Below are 19739 nucleotides of genomic sequence, written 5' to 3' on the forward strand. Positions count from 1 at the left end.
TGGGGCAATCCGCGCCTGGCGCACTGCACTTGTAAGGAGTCACATGGATTTTTTGGCCGAATACGCGAGTTTCCTGGCGAAGACCGTCACCCTGGTGGTCGCTATTCTGGTGGTACTGATCAGCTTCGCGGCGCTGCGCAGCAAAGGCCGTCGCAAATCCGCCGGACAGCTGCAGGTCAGCAAACTGAATGATTTCTACAAGGGCCTGCGCGAGCGCCTGGAGTCGAGCCTGCTCGACAAGGACCAGCTCAAGGCCCTGCGCAAGTCCGAGAGCAAGACCGAAAAGAAGAAAGGCAAGAAGAAACCCGAGGCCAAGCCACGGGTGTTCGTGCTGGATTTCGACGGCGACATCAAGGCCTCGGCCACCGAGAGCCTGCGCCACGAAATCACTGCCTTGCTGAGCCTGGCCACCCCGAAGGACGAAGTGGTGCTGCGCTTGGAAAGCGGCGGCGGCATGGTCCACAGCTATGGCCTGGCGTCGTCGCAACTGGCGCGTATCCGTCAGGCGGGCGTGCCATTGACCGTGTGCATCGACAAGGTCGCGGCCAGCGGCGGCTACATGATGGCGTGCATCGGCGAGAAGATCATCAGCGCCCCGTTCGCGATCCTCGGCTCCATCGGCGTGGTGGCGCAGTTGCCCAACGTCAATCGCCTGCTGAAGAAACACGACATCGACTTTGAAGTGCTGACCGCTGGTGAGTACAAGCGCACCCTCACGGTGTTTGGCGAAAACACCGAGAAGGGCCGCGAGAAGTTCCAGGAAGACCTGGACATCACCCATCAACTGTTCAAGAACTTCGTCTCGCGCTATCGCCCGCAATTGGCGATTGATGATGTGGCGACCGGAGAAGTGTGGCTGGGTGTTGCAGCGTTGGACAAGCAACTGGTCGACGAGCTGCAGACCAGCGACGAATACCTGGCTACCAAGGCCAAGACCGCCGAGGTATTCCACCTGCACTACGCCGAGCGCAAGAGCCTGCAGGAGCGAGTGGGCCTGGCGGCCAGCGGCTCGGTGGACCGTGTGCTGCTGACCTGGTGGAGCCGGTTGACCCAGCAGCGCTTCTGGTAACGCCGTAATTAGGTCATGCCCCTGTGGGAGCGGGCTTGCCCGCGATAGCGATGTATCAGTCGATACCTCTACCGACTGAACTGGCGCCATCGCGGGCAAGCCCGCTCCCACATTCAGTTCTGCGTTAGCACGCAGGCCTGTTGCACCACAGGAATCGGCTTTCGCATCAGCATCCCCACCACTAACGCGCCCAGCAGGCCCAACAACCCTGCCACCCACAACACAGCGCCGAACCCGCCGACAAACGCCTGCTGCGCCAGTGGTTGTGCCACCGCCCGGGCCGTCTCCGGCAACAAGCCCATCGCCGCCGGCATGTCCCCGGCCACCACCCGCGAGGCAATTCCCGCTAGCTGCGCCTGCCACTGGCTGTCGAGACTCGCACGCAGCAGTTGCTCGCTGTGGCTGCTCAGCAATGCCCCGTACACGCCAATCGCCAGCATGATCGCGCTGAAACGCATGGTAGTGCTCATGCCCGAGGCCATGCCGGCACGGTCTCGTGGCACGCAGGCCATGATGTTTTTTTGCGTGTCGCCATTCAGCAGGCCCGCTCCGGCGCCCGTGACTGCAATGGCCAGGGCGAAGGGCAGGTAACCACCGATGTTCACCGCCCAGGCGCTCAGCAAATTGCCGCTGCCGACCAATGCGAGTCCCGTCGCCATCATTGTCGACGGGGTAAAACGGCTGGCCAGGCGTGCGCCAATCCGTGGGCCGATCAACATCGTCAGGGCAAAGGGCAGCATGCCCAGCCCTGAAGCAATCGCGGAAAAGCCCAGGCCGTTCTGCAGGTAGAACGGCAGCAGCGTCATCATCACCTGGGCGCAGCCGGCGTAGGCAAACATCCCCAGCAGCGCGCCGATGAAGCGTGGATGCCGGAACAGTTGCAGGTCGACCATCGGCCGTTGTTGCAGGCGTTCGGCGAGGACAAATGCAGCCAGCAAGGCTGCGCCGCCCAATAGCCGCGCATAGGTCAGCGGGTTGTCCCAGCCGATGCGGTTGGCCTCGATCAGGCCCCAGATCAAACACAGCAAGCTTGCGCTGAAGGTCAGGCTGCCCCACGGGTCGAGGCGTGCAGACTGGGTATCTCGGGACTCTGGAATGGCGCGCAGCACCAGGCTCATCAATACCAGGCCCACGGGCAGGTTGAGGTAGAAGATCCAGCGCCAGCCCAGGTATTCGGTGATCAGGCCGCCCAGCGTCGGCGCGGCAGTCATCGCCACGCCCATGCAGGCGCCCCAGAAGGCCCAGGCCTTGGCGCGCTCGACCTCGTCGTGGAAGGTGTGGCCGATGGAGGCCAGCGCCGAGGTCAAGAGCAGGGCTGCGCCGACACCTTTGACGGCCCGCGCGATATCCAGCCACAGCGCAGTGGGCGCCGCGCCGCAGCCGAGAGAGGCCAGGATGAAAATCCCCAGGCCCCAGACCAGGGTCTTCTTGCGACCAAAGCGGTCGGCGATGCTGCCGGCTGGCAACAGCAGGGCGGCGAACGCGAGCATGTAGGCACTGACCACCCATTCGATATCGGCAAAGTTCGCGCCCAGGTCGCGGGCGATGCTCGGCAGGGTCACGGCGACGATGTTGGTGTCGAGCACAATCAGCGAACAGACCCCGGAGGCGGTCAGCAAGGTAAACCGTGGGCTGACGGTGCTCATGGCTGCACCGACGCCAACGCCGCCCGGGCGATCTGTTCATCGTGGGCCGGGGTGTCGGCGCTGATGCCGAGGGCGCCCACGACCTGGCCTTCGAGGATGATCGGCAGCGCGCCTTTCATCATCAGCAGGCCGGCTGTGACGGCCGCCGGGCGCCCACCGTTGATGGCGTTTTCGAGGTCGGCCGAAGGCCGTTTGAACAGCGCCGAGGTGCGCGCCTTGCCTTGGGCCAGCTCGATCCCGGCGACTACCGGCGCACCGTCCATGCGCGTGGTGAGAATCGGCCAGCCGCCGTCATCGACAATTGCCAGCGCGCAGGGCCAACCGTGATCCGCGGCGACTTTACGTGCCTGCGCCGCAATCTGCTGGGCCGTGGCCAGGGTTAGTGTTGCCTTGTGGGCAACGCTGGCGGGTGGTTCGTTCGCCATCGCCGCGGGGGCGAGGCTCAGGCCGGTCAATACCAGTACCAGCGATTTGACTAACATAAGCGGGTCTCTCTACTGTGAGCGTGCGCCTAGCTTATCTTCGGTCCACCGTGGCTTTATTAGGTGCCAGTGTGATCTTCATTACCTTTGAGCTAATCCTGCGATGGAAATACGTCATTTCCGCTATTTCCTGGCGGTTGCCCGGCACCGAAACTTCACCCGCGCGGCGGAGCAGCTGGGCATTGCGCCGCCGACCCTGAGTCGGCAAATCCAGGACATGGAGGCGACCCTGGGCACGCGCCTGTTTGTCCGTCAGCAACGCGAAGTCAGCCTCACCGAGGCGGGTGCGGCACTGTTGATCGAGGCCGAGGCGACCGTGCGCCAGTTTGAATTCGCCCAGCGCAATGCCCAGCGCGCCGGCCGTGGCGAGATCGGTCATATCGAATTGGGCTATGTGGCGTCGGCGGTGTATTCGGGTCTGTTGCAGCGGCAAATTCAGGCGTTCAGCCAGGCGTTTCCGGATGTCAGCGTGAACGTGCGCGAATGTGCGATGGCGACGTTGCCTGGCGCGGTAGCGGATGGACGTGTCGATATCGGTTATATCCGCTCGCCCATGACCCTGCCGGAGGGTGTCGAGGCAGTACGCCTGGACAGTGAAGGGTTTGTCTTGGCGCTGCCGCAGGACTCCTGGCTGCTGGGGCTGAAGGCCATCGGTTGCGAGCACCTGCAAAACGAGACGTTCATCTTGCCGGAGCAAATCAGCGGTACCTTGCAGGTGGCGGCTCAAGGCGGCTATGCACCGCGGCTCGGGCCGCAGCCCGGCGGATTGGTGGCGGTGGTGGCGCTGGTGTCACTCGGGCAGGGCGTGGCGGTGGTGCCGGCGTCAATGGTCGGGCATGTGAATTTGCCAGGCGTGGTGTACCGCAGCATCCAGGGCAGTGACGCGTCGTCGTGGCTGTCGCTGATTCACCGGCGCTTCGAAAAAGCGCCGGCGGTGGCGCGGTACATCCAGCAGGTCAAGCAGACAGTCGCGGCTGTACCGAATCGGCCAGGCGCGTAAGGATCAGGCAGCACGACACGGCCCCGGCATCCAGCACGCCGAGGGAGCGTTCGCCCAGGCGACTGGCGCGGCCGATCTTCGCCACCAGGTCCTTGGTCGAATCGCGGCCCTGTGATGCGGCGGCTTTCATCGCGTCCAGTGCGTCGCTGAAGGCGGCCCCGGAGGCATGCGCCTGCTCAAAGGCTTCGACGGCCGGGATCAAGGTGTCCATCAGGCACTTGTCGCCCACACCTGCTTCGGTAATGTCCTGCAACGAGGTCAAGCCGCCGCGCAGTAAATGAGCAAAGGTTGCGGCGTCGATGTCGTCGCTGTTGCGCACTTCATCGGCCATGCCAATGAACAGGCTGCCATACAGTGGACCCATGGAGCCGCCGATGCCTTCCATCAGGCTGAGGGTCAGTTCGTCGAGTGCTTCGGCCAGGGTCAGTTGGCGGCCTTCGATGGTGCGCCCGCAATGGGCGAAACCCTTGGCCATATTGATGCCATGGTCGCCATCGCCAATGGCACCGTCGACTTCGCTGAGGTATTCGCGGTTGGCCACGATCACGCTGACCAGGTCGGCGACGATGGCGCTGCCGTCACGGGTGGAAAAATGCTGGCTCATGGTTCACTCCGCCTGGGTCATGCCGATGGAGCGGCAGGGTTGGTCGATCAGGGTTTTCAACTCGGCGTCGAGGCCGAGCAAGGTCAGGGTCACGCCCATCATCTCAAGGGACGTGAAGTAGTTGCCGACATAGCAGCGGTGAATCTTCAAGCCTTTGGCCTTGAGCTGTTTTTCGACCTCGGCATAGAAAATATACAGCTCCATGACCGGCGTGGCGCCCAGGCCCGAGACCAGCACCACCACGCTGTCGTCCTGGCTGAAGTCACGGTCGGCGAGGATCGGCGCGAGCATGCGTTCGGCCATGGCTGCGGCCGGTTCGATCGGAACCACTTCGATACCCGGTTCGCCATGATGGCCGATGCCCAGTTCCATCTGGCCGTCGGGGATCTGGAAGTTCGGCTTGCCCACCGCGGCAATGGTGCACGGCGTGAGGCCGATACCAATCGAGCGGCAGTGGTCGACGGTTTTCTGCGCGACCCGGATCACTCCGTCCAGGTCGTAGTGCTGGGCCGCAGCGGCGCCGCCGATCTTCCACATGAAGATTTCCCCGGCCACGCCACGGCGCTTGGCAATGTCGGCCTTGGGCGCGGATGCCACGTCATCGTTGGCGACCACGGTGCGGATACGCATGTCTTTGCTGGCGGCCATTTTCATCGCCAGCTTCACGTTCATGTTGTCGCCGGCGTAGTTGCCGTAGAGGCAGGCCACGCCGGCACCCTGGTCAGCGGCGCGGAACGCGTCGAAAAAACTCTTGGCAGTGGGCGAGGAGAAGATCTCGCCGACGGCTACCGCATCCACCAGGCCTGGGCCGACGTAACCGAGAAAGGCCGGTTCATGCCCCGAGCCGCCGCCGGTGACAATGCCGACGCTGCCTTGGGCCGAAGGCCTGGCCTTGACGATCACCCGAGGGTTGGCCTCGTATTGGCGCAGTTCGGGGTGCGCGACCAGAATACCGCGCAGCATGTCCTCGACCACTTGGTCCGGATCGTTGATGACTCGATTCATAACGCGGGTTCCTGTGTTCTTGTTCTAGTGGGCAACATGGATCAACGCCAGGGCGTGTTCGCCTGTGGGTCAGGGTTCCAGGACTACCTTCAGTGATTTGTCGCCGCGCTCCATCACTGCGAACGCTTCCTTGAAGTCTGCCAGCGCAAACTTGTGGGTCACCACGTCGCGCATGTCGATCTTGCGGTTGCCGATGAAGTCGATGGCGCGCGGGTACATGTACGGGCCCAGGTGCGAGCCCAGCACGTCCAGCTCCTTGCGGTCGCCAATGATCGACCAGTCCACCGTGGCTTCGTCATTGAACACGCTGAACTCGACGAAACGCCCCAGCTTGCGCAGCATCGCCAGTCCCTGGTTCACGGCCTTGTGGTGCCCGGTGGCCTCGATGTAAATGTCGCAACCGTAGCCTTCGGTGATCTCGCGGATCTTCGCCAGTACATCGACCTCGGCCGGGTTCCACACCTCGTCGGCACCCATGCGCAAGGCAAGGGCGGCGCGTTCGGGCTTCATGTCCAGCACGATGAGCTTTTTCGGGTTGCGCATGCGCACCGCGCCGATGATCCCCAGCCCCAGGGTGCCGGCACCTGCGACCACCACCACATCGTCGAAATCCACATTCGCGCGTTCTGCCGCGTGCAGCGAACACGCCAGCGGTTCGATCAGTATTGCTTCGTCGGGGGCGATGGAGTCTGGCACTTTGTGGATGATGCCTTCCTTGGTGAAGATCATGTACTGGGCCATGGCGCCCTGCACATTGTTCTGGAAGCCATAGAGGTCATGCTTCTGGCACATCCAGTATTGGCCGTGGTTGCAGAAGCGACAGCCCCAGCACGGCACGATCTGCTCGGAGATCACCCGGTCGCCGACCGCCACGCCACGTTTCTCCGCGCCTGGGCCCAGGGCAACCACACGGCAGACGAATTCATGGCCGGGAATCATCGGCGGTTTCACATAGCGGGGTTGCTCGGCGTCACCCCAGAACGAGGGGGCGCCGCGATAGGTCTTGATATCGCCCATGCAGATGCCGCACAACTCGACTTTGGTAAGAATCTCGTCGGGGCCGGGCGTGGGCACGTCGACGGTTTCCAGGCGGTAATCTTCAGGGCCGTGACAGACCACGGCCTGCATGGTTTTCGGGATGACCGGTGACAGTTGTTCGGGGGTGCGTTCGGTGACGGTGGACATGACAAAACCTCACGACAAAAAATGAATTACTGAATGCTGTAGCCGCCGTCGATCACCATATTGGCGCCGGTGACCATCTGCGCGGCGTCGCTGAGCAGGTACAACGCCAGCCCGGCGATTTCCTCCGGCTGGGCAAAACGGCCCGCCGGGATCTGCAATTTGGCTTTTTCGCCGACTTCACCGGCCCAGGCTTTTTTGCCCAGCGCGGTCTCGACGATGGTCGGGGAGATGGCGTTGACGTTGATGTGCGGCGCCCATTCCATCGCCAATACCTTGGTCATGCCGACAATGGCCGCTTTGCTCGCGCAGTAGGCGACGTGGCGGTCCAGGCCAATCACGGCAGCCTGCGAAGCAAGGTTGACGATGCGCCCGCCGCCGTTGGCGAGCATGTGCTTGGCGCAGGCCTGGGCGACAAAAAAGCTCGCCTTAAGGTTGATGTCCAGGGTGGTATCCCACGCGCTTTCGCTGACATCAATAGCCTTGTCCAGGAGCGCCACGCCGGCGCTGTTGATCAGGTAATCGAGGCGTTGGAAGTGTTCGAATACGCTATCGACGGTAGTTTGTATCTGGCCGATCTGGCTGAGATCAACGGCAATGCCCAAGTGCCCGGCGCCCAGGCTGGCGGCCACTTCAGCCACGGCGGGGTCGCGGTCGAGCAACGCCACGCGGGCGCCGCGTTCCGCCAGCAGGGTGGCGCAGGCCAGGCCGATCCCGGCGGCGCCACCGGTGATCACTGCGCACCGGCCGGTGAGGTCGAAGGCTTGGTTCCAGAATCCAGACATGCATGACTCCTCTATCGAAAGCGCTGGAGATTCAATGTGGGAGCTGGCCTGCGATGCAAGCGACTCGGTCTTTCAGTCAAACCGAGGTGATGCCATCGCAGGCAAGCCGGCTCCCGCACTTGACCCTATTTCAGGGTGAAAGCTACTTACCGCCGCTGACTTGTTTGTACAGCGCATCGGCGTTGGCATTCGTCACTGGCACCCACGGCAGGATGTAATTCTTGGCGGTGCCGTCAGCCCATTTCACGTCCTTGGCGTAACGCTCCCAGATCACCGATTGCGGCTTGTAGTCCTTGCCGGCCAGGGCGCGCAACGCCACGTCCAGTGCGCCTTGGGATTGGGCTTGGGCGTCCTGCAGGAAGGTGGTGACTTCGTCTTTTTTTGCGGCCTGGATCGCGTCCGGCATGCCGTCGATGGAGGTCACCGGCACGTCTTTGGACGTCAGCCCGTGAGACTTCAACGCCTGTACGGCGCCAAGGGCCATGTCGTCGTTTTGCGCGATCACGCCGTTGATGCCTTTGGGGTGCGCGTTCAGCCAGTCTTCGGTCAGGGTCAGCGCCTGCGCACGGTCCCAGTTGGCGGTCTTTTTCTCGATGATCTTGATGTCCGGGTGCTTGCCCAGCACTTCCAGCTCGCCTTTTTCCCGGTCGATTTGCGCCGACTGGCCGATCGGGCCCTGGATGATCACCACGTTGCCTTTGCCATTGAGCTTGTCGACCATGGCCTGGGCCTGCAGGCGGCCGCCTTCCACATCGTCGTTACCCACGTACGGCACAGCCGCATCGGCTACTTTCGTGTTCGAGGCGATGACCACCACGTCGTTGCTCATGGCTTGCTTCACGGTGCCGACGCCGGCCTTGGTGTCGATGGGCACGAACAGAATGGCGTCGTAGTGCTGGGTCACCATGTTTTCGATCTGGTTGTTCTGGGTCAGGGCGTCATAGTTGCCGTCGAACACCGTCAGCTGCACGGTGCCGTCCTTGACCGCCGGGTGTTCTTTCAGCTCGCGTACCCAGTTCTGCATGAACTGGCCCTTGAGGCCGTAGACGGCGGCACCGATTTTGTAGGTCTTGCCGTCGGCAGCCATGGCAATACTGCAGGAGAGCAGGGAGAAAGCCGCTGTGGCGGCCAAGGTGGTACCAAGTTTCATGAGTAGAACTCCAGTTATTGTTGTGGGTCGTTCTCTAGCGTTTTTTCTTGCGCCACACGTCGATCAGTACTGCGAACACGATGATCAGGCCCTTGGCGACCTGCTGGTAATAAGAGGACACGCCGAGCAGGTTCAGCCCGTTGTTGATCACGCCGATCAACAGTGCGCCGAACAGCGTGCCGACAATGCTGCCGGTGCCCCCCGACAAGCTCGTACCGCCGATCACCACGGCGGCAATCGCGTCCAGTTCGTAGGAAACCCCGGCCTGGGGCAGGGCAGAGGTGGTGCGGGCCGACAGCACCACGCCAGCCAGTCCGGCGAGCAGGCCCGAGACCACGTAAACCGAAAACATCACCTTGCGCACGCCGATGCCTGAGGTGCGTGCGCTCTTTTCATTGCCGCCCACTGCGTACACATAGCGGCCGTAGGTGGTGTAGCGCAGCACCATCCAGAAGATCAGCGCGACCACGGCGAAGATGATGATCGGCACGCCGATCGGACCGATCTTGCCGATGCCCAGCGCCAGGTAGGCGTCGGGCAGGTCGGTGATCGGGCTGCCATCGTTGAGGATGAAGGTCATGCCCCGCGCAATGCTGAGCATGCCCAGGGTGGCCACGAACGGCGGGATCGACAGGTTGGCGACCATGAAACCGTTGACCACACCGAGCATCGCCCCGGCAAACATCCCGGCGCTGACCGCCGCGAGCAGGCCATAACCCTGGGTGGCGACCATGGCGCTGCACAGTCCGGCAAAGGCCAGGATCGAGCCCACCGACAAGTCGATGCCCTTGGTCAGGATCACGTAGGTCATGCCCACCGCGAGGATGCCGTTGATGGAGGTCTGGCGCAGGATGTCCATCCAGTTGCGCCAGGTCATGAAGTACTCGCTGGAGAACGCCATCACCACGCACAGCAAGATGAATACCAGTGGCAGGCCGAAACGGTCGAGGGACAGGCGCAGGCGATTGCGGGATGTGGCAATAGGTGCGGCGGCGGGTGTGGACAGGGTTTTGGCATTCATGAGGCAAGACTCAACAAGGCTTCCTGGGAAAGGGCGGTGTCGGTGCTGATGGTCACCAGCCGGCCGCCCTTGAATACGGCGATGCGATCACTCAGATGCAGCAGCTCTGGCGCTTCCGACGACACCACGATGGCCGCGCCACCGCCGCGTACGAACTGGTCGAGCAGGTGGTAGATCTCCTGCTTGGCGCCCTCGTCGATCCCACGGGTCGGTTCGTCACACAGCAGGCACACCGGCTCGGTGGACAGGCATTTGGCGAGTACCACTTTCTGTTGGTTGCCACCGCTCATGGACGCCACCGGCAATTCCAGGGAAGTGGTCTTGATCTGCAGGCGCTTGACCATGTCCTGGGCCAGTTGGGTTTCCTTGCGCGCATTGATCAGCGACCAGCTCGACAGGCGCTTGTAGGCCGACAGGGCAATGTTGGAAAGAATGCTGCCGGTGAGCACCAGGCCGCTGTCCTTGCGGTCTTCGGTGACCAGCGACATGCCGGCACTGATGGTCGCCTTGGGCAGCCCGATGGGCATGGGCTTGCCTTGCAGGGTCACGCTGCCGGAGTCCGCGACCGTGAGGCCGTAGATGCAGTTGAGGAACTCGCTGCGCCCCGAACCCATCAAGCCGTAGATGCCGAGGATTTCACCCTGGCGCAGTTGCAGGCTGATGTCGTGGAACTCACCGGCGCGGCTCAGGTTGTCGACTTGCAGGCAGGTGTCGGCGGCGCATTCGCGGCCGACCTTGTGGTCGATGCGGGTCAGTTCCTGGCCGACGATGCCGCGCACGAGGTGGTTGCGGTCGATATCGGCCATGCGCCCGCTTTCGACAAAGGCGCCGTCGCGAAAGATGCTGTAGTCATCGGCGATCTGCGCCAGTTCGCTCAGGCGGTGCGACACATACACGATGCCGGCGCCCCGGGCAGTCAGGCGGCGGATGGCCTTGAACAGGGTCTCTGCCTCGCGCTCGCCGATGGCCGAAGTGGGCTCATCCATGATCATCACCTGGCAGTCATGGCTGAAGGCCTTGGCGATTTCCACCAGTTGGATCTGCGCGACGCTCAGGCGGTGCATGGGGCTGGTGGCGTCGACCTCGAACTCCAGGCTGTCGAGCAGCTCGCGGGTGCGGCGGTTCAGGGTCTTGTTGTCGACGATGCAACCGGCGCGGCGCGGTTCACGGCCCAGCCAGATGTTTTCGGCGACGGTCATGTAGGGGATGGGTTCCAGCTCCTGGGTGATCATCGCGATCCCCGCCGCCAGCGCTTCACTCGGGCGGTTGAACTGCACCGGGGTGCCGTTGAGCAGAATGCTGCCGGCATCGCGCTGGGTGATGCCCATCAAGATGCTCAGGAATGTCGATTTGCCTGCGCCATTGCCGCCGCACAGGGCGTGGACGCTGCCGGCCCGCAGAGAGAGGCGCCCGTCACGCAGGGCAGGGACCCCGGCGTAAGCCTTGGCGACGTGTTCAGCCTGGAGCAGTAATGGCGTGGCCATCGGCGTGTCCTCGTGCTGTGAATTCTTATTAGGTCGCACAGTCATGTTTCGCTGTGATCATATGTGTATCAAATGAAATTCTGATCAGTCAATCTCTTTCATGTAAAAGCGATGATTCTCATCGTGGCGGTCTATAAGGCCGTTTTTGACGCCTTTGACTGCAGGGTCAGTTAAATCATGCTTGACATAGGGGGTTGGATGACCGCGAAATGTCTGAGCGGAATTTCACTGAATGATCATTTGATCAGTCATAAATACGATCACGGCAGCGGAGCCAGACGCCATGAACACACCTTTCCCGGTGGCTATCGGATGCGATGAAGCAGGTTTTGAGCTCAAAGAGCTGTTGAAGCGCCATATCGAGGCGCTGGGCTATCCGGTGACCGACTTCGGCACCCATTCCACTGCGCCCGTGCTTTATCCGGACATTGCCCTGGCCGTGGCCACTGCGATCAATGCCGGCCAGCAGCGGCTGGGCGTGCTGGTGTGCGGCACCGGGATCGGCATGGCCATTTCGGCCAACAAGGTGCTGGGCATCCGCGCGGCCCAGGCCCATGACACCTATTCGGCGGAGCGTGCACGCAAGAGCAACGATGCGCAGATCCTGTCCATCGGTGCGCGGGTAATCGGCGCCGAGCTGGCCAAGAGCATCGTCAAGTCGTTCCTGGAGTCGGAGTTCGAAGCGGCGCGTTCCGGGGCCAAGGTCGAGCGCATCAATGCAATCGAGCGCGATGGGCATCAGTAGTGGACTAAACGGGGCAAGAGTCGGGAGAATGCGCCTTTGACGCCGAAACGGAAGCCCGTCCCCATGAGTGACAGTACCCAGCGCATCGCCAGCGATATCGATCAGATGACCGAAGTGGCGATGCTCTATTACCTTGAGAACGTCACTCAGGAAGCCATCGCCAAGCGCTTCGACCTGTCACGCGCTAAGGTCAGTCGCCTGCTCAAGCGTGCACGCGATGAGGGCATTGTCGAGGTGCGCGTGTTGCAGCATCCGGCCATGAACAACGAGCTGGAGCAGGCCCTGGTCAAGCGCTTCAAGCTGGATCGCGCGTTGATCGCCGTCGATCACAGTGAGCCCGACACCCAGCGCTCGGCCGTCGCCAGCCTGGTCGCCAACTACCTGAACAAGACGCTCAGCGACGGCATGATTGTCGCCGTGGGCATGGGGCGCAACGTCGGTGCGGTGGCCGATAACGTGTTCCTGCCGGTGACGCGCAACTGCACGTTTGTCTGTGCGATCGGCGGTTCGCTCAAGGCGGGCGAATACATGAACCCCGATCATATCTGCCGGCGCCTGGCGCTGCGGTTTGGCGGTGAAAGCGAAAGCCTGTACGCCCCGGCCCTGGTAGCCAACCCGGAGCTGCGCGGGGTGTTGATCAATAACGACACGGTGCGCTCGACCCTCGACCGGGCGCGGCGTGCCGATATCGCCTTGATCGGTATCGGCGACATGAGCGAGAACAGCAACATGGTGCGCATGGGCTGGTTCTCGCCCCAGGAAATTGCCCAGGCGCGGTTGTCCGGCACTGTGGGCGACATGATGGGCTATGACTTTATCGACATTCACGGCCAGCCGGCGGTCAACGCGATTCAGGGGCGGGTGATCGGGTTGACGGTGCAGGAGCTGTTTCGGATTCCAGACGTGGTGGCGATTGCCAGCGAGAACACCAAGGCGGCGGCGACGCTGGGGGCTTTGCGGTCGGGGGTGATCAATACGCTGGCGACGACGGTGACCAATGCGCATACGATTTTGGCGCTGGATGATGCTACCCGTAAAAGCTGACACGACGCAGAGCAAAATGTGGGAGCGGGCTTGCTCGCGAAGGCGGTGATTCAGTTAATCATGTGTTGACTGACACACCGCCTTCGCCAGCAAGCCCGCTGCTAAATGGGTTTTGTGTTGGCTTGGTGTACAGATCTTGTAATAGTTTTGCGTTGTAGGAAATTTGTATTTCGGCTGTAGGATTCAAGTCCTTTTGTCATTTCAGGACTTGCATGAACACCCTCTCGGAGCCTCCCAGTCGTCTTTCCCCAAGACATCCGCTGTTGCTTTTCCCGCTGAAGCACCCCGTATTTCGCTTGCTAACCTTGTCCCGGTCATCCACTGATCGCGCCTTGCCGTGCCCGGCATTCTGAAACCTGTAAAGAGACTCTATAAATGGAATGGTTAGCGGATCCAACGGCCTGGCTCGGCCTGTTGACCTTGATTGTGCTGGAACTGGTGCTGGGTATCGACAACCTGGTGTTTATCGCGATCCTGGCGGACAAACTGCCACCGGAGCAGCGCGACCGTGCGCGCTTGATCGGTTTGTCGCTGGCGCTGCTGATGCGCCTGGGCTTGCTGGCGAGTATTTCCTGGCTGGTCACCCTGACCCAGCCGTTGTTCGAGGTGTTCGACAAGAGCTTCTCGGGGCGTGACCTGATCATGCTGTTTGGCGGTGTGTTCCTGTTGTTCAAGGCCACCATGGAGTTGCACGAACGCCTCGAAGGGCATGTGGCACAGCGCTCCGGCAACGTGGCTTATGCGATGTTCTGGCCGATCGTGGCGCAGATCGTGGTGCTTGACGCGGTGTTCTCCCTCGACGCGGTGATTACCGCCGTGGGCATGGTGGATGAGCTGGCGGTCATGATGATCGCGGTGATCGTGTCCATCGGCCTGATGATCGTGGCGAGCAAGCCGCTGACGCGATTCGTCAACGCGCACCCGACGGTGATCATGCTGTGCCTGGGCTTTTTGATGATGATCGGTTTCGCGCTGACCGCCGAAGGCCTGGGCTTCCACATCCCGAAAGGCTATCTGTACGCAGCGATTGGTTTCTCGATCCTGATCGAGGTGTTCAACCAGATTGCCCGCGCACGTCGCAAGAAGTCTGCACAAGGTGTGCTGCCGGTGCGTGAGCGTACCGCGCATGCGGTGATGCGCTTGCTCGGCGGTCGCAGCCTGGCGGTGGAGGAGGTGGGTGAAGAGGTTGCCGACCTGCTGGGCGAGTCGGATGCTGCACAGGGCCCGCTGTTCGATCGGCGTGAGCGCGTGATGATCAGCGGTGTGCTGCAACTGGCCGAGCGGCCGATTCGCACACTGATGACGCCGCGGGCCAAGGTCGACTGTATTGACCTGGCGGACGATCCCGAGACTATCCGCCTGAAACTGATGCATTCGTCTTACTCGCGGCTACCGTTGATCCGCAACGGCGATGTCGATGAGCCTTTGGGCTTTGTGCACAAGAAGGAGTTGCTCAAGGAATACCTGGCCGGCAACGAGCCGAACCTGGAGCACCTGGCACGCCGCGCGATCAACTTGCTCGAGAGTTTTTCGATCCTCAACGCGCTGGAGCAGATGCGTCAGGAGTCGACCCATATCGCCTTCGTGATCAACGAATTCGGCGACTTCATGGGGGTGCTGAGCATGACCGACATCCTTGAATCCATCGCCGGTGAGTTGCCGGACGCCAGTGAAGTCGAGGGCCCGGACATTGTCGAGGAAGCGGGTGGCTACCGTGCCAATGGCGCCTTGAACCTGAGCCTGGTGCGTCAGCGCACCGGTTTCAAGGCTGCCGCAACCGAGGATTATCAAACCCTGGCGGGTTTGGTGATGAGCCTGCTCGACCGCCTGCCGGTGGTGGGCGATAGCCTGGAGCATGAGGGCTGGCGTCTGACGGTAGCCGCAGTGGAGGAGCGCCGGGTGACGCAGGTGCTTTTGCACGCAGGCTGCGGTCATAGCGGCTGAACAAGGCCTGCACACACTGCACTTGTTCTTCTTCAGGGCCGAAACCTTTGAGTTTGTCTACCAGGGCTCCGTTCAGGTAGATCAGTAATGTCGGGGTGCCCGTCACATCAGGGTGCCTCGGTGTGTGCGCGCAATCGAGTATCAGGCTGACGATCCAGGGATGCCTGCCGGCCGTCCTGGCAAATAGCGGCCCTGCAGTCGCACAGGCAGCGCAGTGTTCGGTAACAAACAGAATGAACACCGGGCGTGGTGTGTTAAGTACCCTGGCAAACTCCTGCGCATTGGAAATTTCTTGCGTGGCCACTCCCATGGTCATCTCCCTTCAGGCCGCGTGGGTGTGTTGCCAACGCTAAGCCGGGATATCGCCTGCGTCTACTGTCAACCTTCACAGGTCATCGTCGCGCTCCACCCGCTCGCGCGCCTTGCGGGCCTGGCTCGCGCATTTCTTGTATTCCAGGTTGTCCCGCGAGGCTTTCGCCTGGCGGTAACCATGATGATTCTGGCTGGTGTAGTTGGTGCTCAAGGCATCGTTGAGCTTGCGCAGTTCTTCCTTGCATTCACGGCGGTCGTTACTGGCCGCAGCGTTGCCAGCCACCAGCAACGTCAGCAAGCCGGCGACAAGACAGACTTTTATCGACATAGACCCTCTCAACCAAATGGCGCCCATCTGTCGGCGCCGGCGTCAGCGTTGACGATTTTCGCCAGCAAGCCGGCTCCTGCAGCGGGGCGTGTAGGCATTGCATCAAGGCTAGCCGAGCGCCGCGATTTTTCCATGCCTGCCGCGCACCGTGATGGTGCGGGGTAACACCGTTGTGGCGCACGGGTCAGTGGGTGTCACCGGCGTCTGGGGCCTTGGGTAGCAAAATGATTCCAGGTAGTGGCGCAACGCCTGTTGAATCGCGAGTCTTCATCTAGCTGATTTATAAGCAATTTAGTCTTCTCATATTTTTCTGTTACCGCGTGTGGCACACTTTCTGCTGTCTATTCCGTTGTTACATACTAAGTTCCGGTATAGCGGAATACACAACTCCTGGAGTGCTTGTCATGCATCACCGACCTTCCGTGTTTAAAGCGTGTGTTTTTCTCTTCGCCGCATCGGCTTCCCTCGCCAGCGTAGTGCAGGCGGCGGACAGCAAGCTCGATGATGTGCTCAAGCGTGGGCACCTGATCGTGGGTACAGGCAGTACCAATGCGCCGTGGCACTTCCAGGGAGCGGATGGCAAGTTGCAGGGGTTTGATATCGATATCGGCCGCATTGTGGCCAAGGGTCTGTTCAACGACCCGAGCAAGGTCGAGTTTGTGGTGCAGTCGTCAGACGCACGGATTCCCAACCTGCTGACCGACAAGGTCGACATGAGTTGCCAGTTCATCACCGTCACCGCCAGCCGTGCGCAGCAAGTGGCGTTCACCCTGCCTTACTACCGTGAAGGTGTGGGCCTGCTGCTGCCGAACAACAGCAAATACAAGGAAATCGAAGACCTGCAGGCCGCCGGTGATGGCGTCACCGTCGCCGTGCTGCAGAACGTCTACGCCGAGGAACTGGTGCACCAGGCACTGCCCAAGGCCAAGGTCGACCAGTACGACAGCGTCGACCTGATGTACCAGGCGGTGAACTCCGGCCGCGCCGATGCCGCCGCCACCGACCAGTCCTCGGTCAAATACCTGATGGTGCAGAACCCCGGCCGCTACCGCAGCCCGACCTACGCCTGGAGCCCGCAAACCTACGCGTGCGCCGTCAAGCGTGGCGACCAGGACTGGCTGAACTTCGTCAACACCGCGCTGCATGAAGCCATGACCGGCGTGGAGTTCCCGACCTACAAGGCCTCGTTCAAGCAATGGTTCGGTGTGGATCTGCCGGAACCGGCGATCGGCTTCCCGGTTGAGTTCAAGTAATTCGTAAACGCTGGGGCGTCGCTGACGGCGCCCCATTCAGGTACTGCCGACCATGAACTATCAGTTGAACTTTGCCGCCGTGTGGCGCGACTTCCCCAGCTTGCTGGCGGGGCTCGGCCTGGGCCTCGAGCTGGCGCTGCTGTCGATCGCCATCGGTTGCGTGATCGGCCTGTTGATGGCATTTGCCATGCTGTCCAAACACAAGGTGTTGCGTGTGCTCGCCTCGGTGTATGTGACGGTGATCCGCAATACGCCGATCCTGGTGCTGATCCTGTTGATCTACTTCGCGCTGCCCAGCCTGGGCATCCGCCTGGACAAGATCCCCTCGTTCATTATCACCTTGTCGTTGTACGCCGGGGCTTACCTGACCGAAGTGTTCCGCGCCGGGCTGTTGAATATTCCCAAGGGCTTGCGTGAAGCCGGCCTGGCCATCGGCCTGGGCGAATGGCGGATCCGTGCCTATATCACCGTGCCGGTGATGTTGCGCAACGTGCTGCCAGCGCTGTCGAACAACTTTATTTCGCTGTTCAAGGACACCTCGCTGGCCGCGGCCATTGCGGTGCCCGAGCTGACTTATTACGCCCGCAAGATCAACGTCGAAAGCTACCGGGTGATTGAAACCTGGCTGGTCACGACCGCGCTCTACGTGGCTGCCTGTTACCTCATTGCCATGCTGCTCCGTTACCTGGAACAGCGTCTGGCGATCCGTCGTTAAGGAAGGTTTCCATGTACGAATCCCCCAGCTGGTTGCATGAGTTGTGGATCGCCCGGGACACCCTCTGGGCGGGGTTCCAGGCCAGTGTGTATGTCTCGGCGCTGGCGATTATTTTCGGCACGCTGATCGGTATCGTCGCCGGGTTGATCCTGACCTACGGCAAATTCTGGATGCGCGCGCCGTTTCGCCTGTATGTCGACCTGATCCGAGGTACGCCGGTGTTTGTGCTGGTGTTGGCGTGCTTCTACATGCTGCCGGCGCTCGGTTGGCAGATCAGCGCATTCCAGGCCGGTGCCGTCGGGCTCACGCTGTTCTGCGGGTCCCACGTCTCGGAAATCGTGCGCGGCGCGCTGCAAGCCATTCCCCGTGGGCAACTGGAAGCGGGCAAGGCCATCGGCCTGACGTTTTACCAGTCCCTGGGCTACGTGCTGTTGCCCCAGGCGCTGCGCCAGATCCTGCCGACCTGGGTCAACTCCTCCACGGAAATCGTCAAGGCCTCGACCTTGCTGTCGGTGATCGGCGTGGCCGAATTGCTGCTGAGCACCCAACAGGTGATCGCACGCACCTTCATGACCCTGGAGTTCTACCTGTTCGCAGGCTTTATGTTCTTTGTCATCAACTACGCCATCGAGTTATTCGGGCGCTACATTGAAAAGCGGGTGGCCTTGCCATGAACCAACCTCAAACCAACCAACCGCTGCTGAACATCCGTGGCCTGCGCAAGCAATACGGCCAGGTCGAAGTGCTCAAGGGCGTCGACCTGTCCATGCAGCGCGGCAACGTGGTGACATTGATCGGCTCCAGCGGCTCGGGCAAGACCACGCTGCTGCGCTGCGTCAACCTGCTGGAGGAATTCCAGGGTGGCCAGATCACCCTGGATGGCGAGTCCATCGGCTACAGCGAGATTGCCGGCAAACGCGTGCGTCACCCCGAGCGGGTGATTGCCCAGCACCGCGCGATGACGGGCATGGCGTTCCAGCAATTCAACCTGTTCCCGCATTTGACCGCGTTGCAGAACGTGACCCTCGGCCTGCTCAAGGTCAAGAAGATGGGCAAGGACGAAGCCGTGGCCCTCGCCGAAAAATGGCTCGACCGCGTCGGCCTGCTGGAGCGGCGCAATCACTTCCCGGGCCAGCTCTCGGGTGGCCAGCAGCAGCGTGTGGCGATTGCCCGCGCGATTGCGATGAATCCCAGCCTGATGCTGTTCGACGAAGTTACCTCGGCCCTCGACCCGGAACTGGTCGGGGAGGTGCTCAGCGTGATCAAGGGCCTGGCGGAAGAGGGCATGACCATGTTGCTGGTCACCCACGAAATGCGCTTTGCCTATGAAGTGTCTGACAAGATCGTGTTCATGAACCAGGGCCGCATTGAAGAGCAGGGCACCTCGAAGGACATCTTCGAGCGGCCGCAATCGCCGCGCCTGGCGGAGTTTTTGAAGAACATTCGTTTTTAATCGATTTTTTCGCAGGAGATATATTTATGAGCATTACTCGTTACGGCACCGGCAGCACCGCCGGCGGTGGCCAGCCACGTCCTTTCGCCCGCGCGGTGGAAGCGGACGGCTGGCTCTACGTCTCGGGCCAGGTGCCAGCGGTGGACGGTGAAATCATCAACGGCGGCATCATCGAACAGACCCGCCAGACCATGCGTAACGTGGTGGCGATCCTCGAAGAGGCCGGTTACGAATTGAAAGATGTGGTGCGCGTCGGCGTCTGGCTGGAAGACCCACGGGATTTCTGGAGTTTCAACAAGGTGTTCGGTGAATACTTCACCCCGGAACACGCCCCGGCGCGCGCCTGCGTGCAGGCCAACATGATGGTGGACTGCAAGGTCGAGATCGATTGCGTGGCCTACAAGAAAAAAGGCTAAATGCCCCTTTCCTGAGACCACTGCAAATCCAATGTGGGAGCGGGCTTGCTCGCGAATGCGGTGTGTCATTAAGCGCACCTGTAACTGATCCACTGCATTCG

The 19739-nt window shown here is 61.6% G+C and carries 20 protein-coding genes and 1 pseudogene; 10 read left to right on the forward strand and 11 right to left on the reverse strand.

From position 1 onward, the window contains the following. The first annotated feature begins 43 nt into the window (after nucleotides 1-43). Nucleotides 44-1069 carry a protease SohB gene (gene sohB / locus BBG20_RS23660; protein WP_065907712.1) on the forward strand — a complete coding sequence of 342 codons (1026 nt, stop codon included), beginning with the start codon at nucleotides 44-46 and terminating at the stop codon, nucleotides 1067-1069. A 113-nt stretch (nucleotides 1070-1182) separates the two neighbouring features. On the opposite strand, the gene BBG20_RS23665 is transcribed toward sohB, so the two are convergent. Together BBG20_RS23665 and BBG20_RS23670 are read right to left on the reverse strand one after the other, a co-directional pair. After that, complete coding sequence (locus BBG20_RS23665) at nucleotides 1183-2715, reverse strand: MFS transporter (protein ID WP_065907713.1); 1533 nt, start codon at nucleotides 2713-2715, stop codon at nucleotides 1183-1185. Then, entirely contained in the window at nucleotides 2712-3197 is a 486-nt protein-coding gene (locus BBG20_RS23670; RefSeq protein ID WP_065907715.1) for a GlcG/HbpS family heme-binding protein, read from the reverse strand. The genes BBG20_RS23665 and BBG20_RS23670 overlap by 4 nt, the downstream gene beginning before the upstream one ends. Before the next feature lie 103 nt (nucleotides 3198-3300). Between BBG20_RS23670 and BBG20_RS23675 the strand changes: the two genes are divergently transcribed. Beyond that, nucleotides 3301-4197 carry a LysR family transcriptional regulator gene (locus BBG20_RS23675; protein WP_065907717.1) on the forward strand — a complete coding sequence of 299 codons (897 nt, stop codon included), beginning with the start codon at nucleotides 3301-3303 and terminating at the stop codon, nucleotides 4195-4197. On the opposite strand, the gene dhaL is transcribed toward BBG20_RS23675, so the two are convergent. From dhaL to BBG20_RS23710, 7 genes are all read right to left on the reverse strand, one after another. Beyond that, nucleotides 4154-4801: a dihydroxyacetone kinase subunit DhaL gene (gene dhaL / locus BBG20_RS23680; RefSeq protein WP_065907719.1), complete on the reverse strand. Its 648-nt coding sequence runs from the start codon at nucleotides 4799-4801 to the stop codon at nucleotides 4154-4156. The genes BBG20_RS23675 and dhaL overlap by 44 nt on opposite strands. Nucleotides 4802-4804: 3 nt before the next feature. Continuing rightward, the gene (locus BBG20_RS23685; protein ID WP_065907721.1) at nucleotides 4805-5806 is read right to left on the reverse strand and encodes a dihydroxyacetone kinase subunit DhaK; all 1002 of its coding nucleotides are present in this window, start codon (nucleotides 5804-5806) and stop codon (nucleotides 4805-4807) included. Between the two features lie 69 nt (nucleotides 5807-5875). Next, entirely contained in the window at nucleotides 5876-6991 is a 1116-nt protein-coding gene (locus BBG20_RS23690) for an MDR/zinc-dependent alcohol dehydrogenase-like family protein (RefSeq protein ID WP_065907723.1), read from the reverse strand. Between the two features lie 26 nt (nucleotides 6992-7017). Further along, nucleotides 7018-7773 (reverse strand): SDR family oxidoreductase, encoded by a 756-nt coding sequence (locus tag BBG20_RS23695; protein WP_065907725.1) that lies wholly within the window; start codon nucleotides 7771-7773, stop codon nucleotides 7018-7020. A gap of 142 nt (nucleotides 7774-7915) precedes the next feature. Beyond that, entirely contained in the window at nucleotides 7916-8923 is a 1008-nt protein-coding gene (locus BBG20_RS23700; RefSeq protein WP_065907727.1) for a substrate-binding domain-containing protein, read from the reverse strand. Nucleotides 8924-8957: 34 nt separating this feature from the next. Further along, nucleotides 8958-9944: an ABC transporter permease gene (locus BBG20_RS23705; protein ID WP_065907729.1), complete on the reverse strand. Its 987-nt coding sequence runs from the start codon at nucleotides 9942-9944 to the stop codon at nucleotides 8958-8960. Then, the gene (locus BBG20_RS23710) at nucleotides 9941-11428 is read right to left on the reverse strand and encodes a sugar ABC transporter ATP-binding protein (protein ID WP_065907731.1); all 1488 of its coding nucleotides are present in this window, start codon (nucleotides 11426-11428) and stop codon (nucleotides 9941-9943) included. The genes BBG20_RS23705 and BBG20_RS23710 overlap by 4 nt, the downstream gene beginning before the upstream one ends. A 283-nt stretch (nucleotides 11429-11711) precedes the next feature. Here BBG20_RS23710 and rpiB point away from each other — a divergent pair, with 283 nt between their 5' ends. From rpiB to BBG20_RS23725, 3 genes are all read left to right on the forward strand, one after another. Beyond that, on the forward strand, nucleotides 11712-12173 hold the full coding sequence (gene rpiB, locus BBG20_RS23715; protein WP_016969738.1) for a ribose 5-phosphate isomerase B: 462 nt from the start codon (nucleotides 11712-11714) through the stop codon (nucleotides 12171-12173). Between the two features lie 63 nt (nucleotides 12174-12236). Next, on the forward strand, nucleotides 12237-13217 hold the full coding sequence (locus BBG20_RS23720; protein WP_025857542.1) for a sugar-binding transcriptional regulator: 981 nt from the start codon (nucleotides 12237-12239) through the stop codon (nucleotides 13215-13217). Nucleotides 13218-13592: 375 nt separating this feature from the next. After that, a complete protein-coding gene (locus BBG20_RS23725) occupies nucleotides 13593-15161 on the forward strand; it encodes a TerC family protein (protein ID WP_065907733.1) in 1569 nt (522 codons plus the stop codon). Between the two features lie 28 nt (nucleotides 15162-15189). Here the strand turns inward: BBG20_RS23725 and BBG20_RS32040 are convergent. Both BBG20_RS32040 and BBG20_RS23730 read right to left on the reverse strand, forming a co-directional pair. After that, nucleotides 15190-15477: pseudogene (locus tag BBG20_RS32040) on the reverse strand (thioredoxin family protein); the annotation flags it as partial. Between the two features lie 69 nt (nucleotides 15478-15546). Next, nucleotides 15547-15801 carry a hypothetical protein gene (locus BBG20_RS23730; RefSeq protein WP_065907734.1) on the reverse strand — a complete coding sequence of 85 codons (255 nt, stop codon included), beginning with the start codon at nucleotides 15799-15801 and terminating at the stop codon, nucleotides 15547-15549. A 404-nt stretch (nucleotides 15802-16205) separates the two neighbouring features. Here BBG20_RS23730 and BBG20_RS23735 point away from each other — a divergent pair, with 404 nt between their 5' ends. From BBG20_RS23735 to BBG20_RS23755, 5 genes are read left to right on the forward strand one after another with little or no spacing between them, the layout of a single operon-like run. Beyond that, a complete protein-coding gene (locus BBG20_RS23735) occupies nucleotides 16206-17054 on the forward strand; it encodes a transporter substrate-binding domain-containing protein (RefSeq protein ID WP_065907736.1) in 849 nt (282 codons plus the stop codon). Between the two features lie 52 nt (nucleotides 17055-17106). After that, complete coding sequence (locus tag BBG20_RS23740; protein ID WP_065907738.1) at nucleotides 17107-17769, forward strand: amino acid ABC transporter permease; 663 nt, start codon at nucleotides 17107-17109, stop codon at nucleotides 17767-17769. Nucleotides 17770-17780: 11 nt separating this feature from the next. Further along, the gene (locus BBG20_RS23745; RefSeq protein ID WP_065907739.1) at nucleotides 17781-18443 is read left to right on the forward strand and encodes an amino acid ABC transporter permease; all 663 of its coding nucleotides are present in this window, start codon (nucleotides 17781-17783) and stop codon (nucleotides 18441-18443) included. Next, a complete protein-coding gene (locus BBG20_RS23750) occupies nucleotides 18440-19222 on the forward strand; it encodes an amino acid ABC transporter ATP-binding protein (protein WP_065907741.1) in 783 nt (260 codons plus the stop codon). Before BBG20_RS23745 ends, BBG20_RS23750 begins: the two co-directional genes overlap by 4 nt. 26 nt (nucleotides 19223-19248) lie before the next feature. After that, on the forward strand, nucleotides 19249-19638 hold the full coding sequence (locus tag BBG20_RS23755; RefSeq protein ID WP_032896881.1) for a RidA family protein: 390 nt from the start codon (nucleotides 19249-19251) through the stop codon (nucleotides 19636-19638). Nucleotides 19639-19739: the final 101 nt, after the last annotated feature.

This window comes from Pseudomonas aylmerensis (assembly GCF_001702265.1).
Classification (GTDB): domain Bacteria; phylum Pseudomonadota; class Gammaproteobacteria; order Pseudomonadales; family Pseudomonadaceae; genus Aquipseudomonas; species Aquipseudomonas aylmerensis.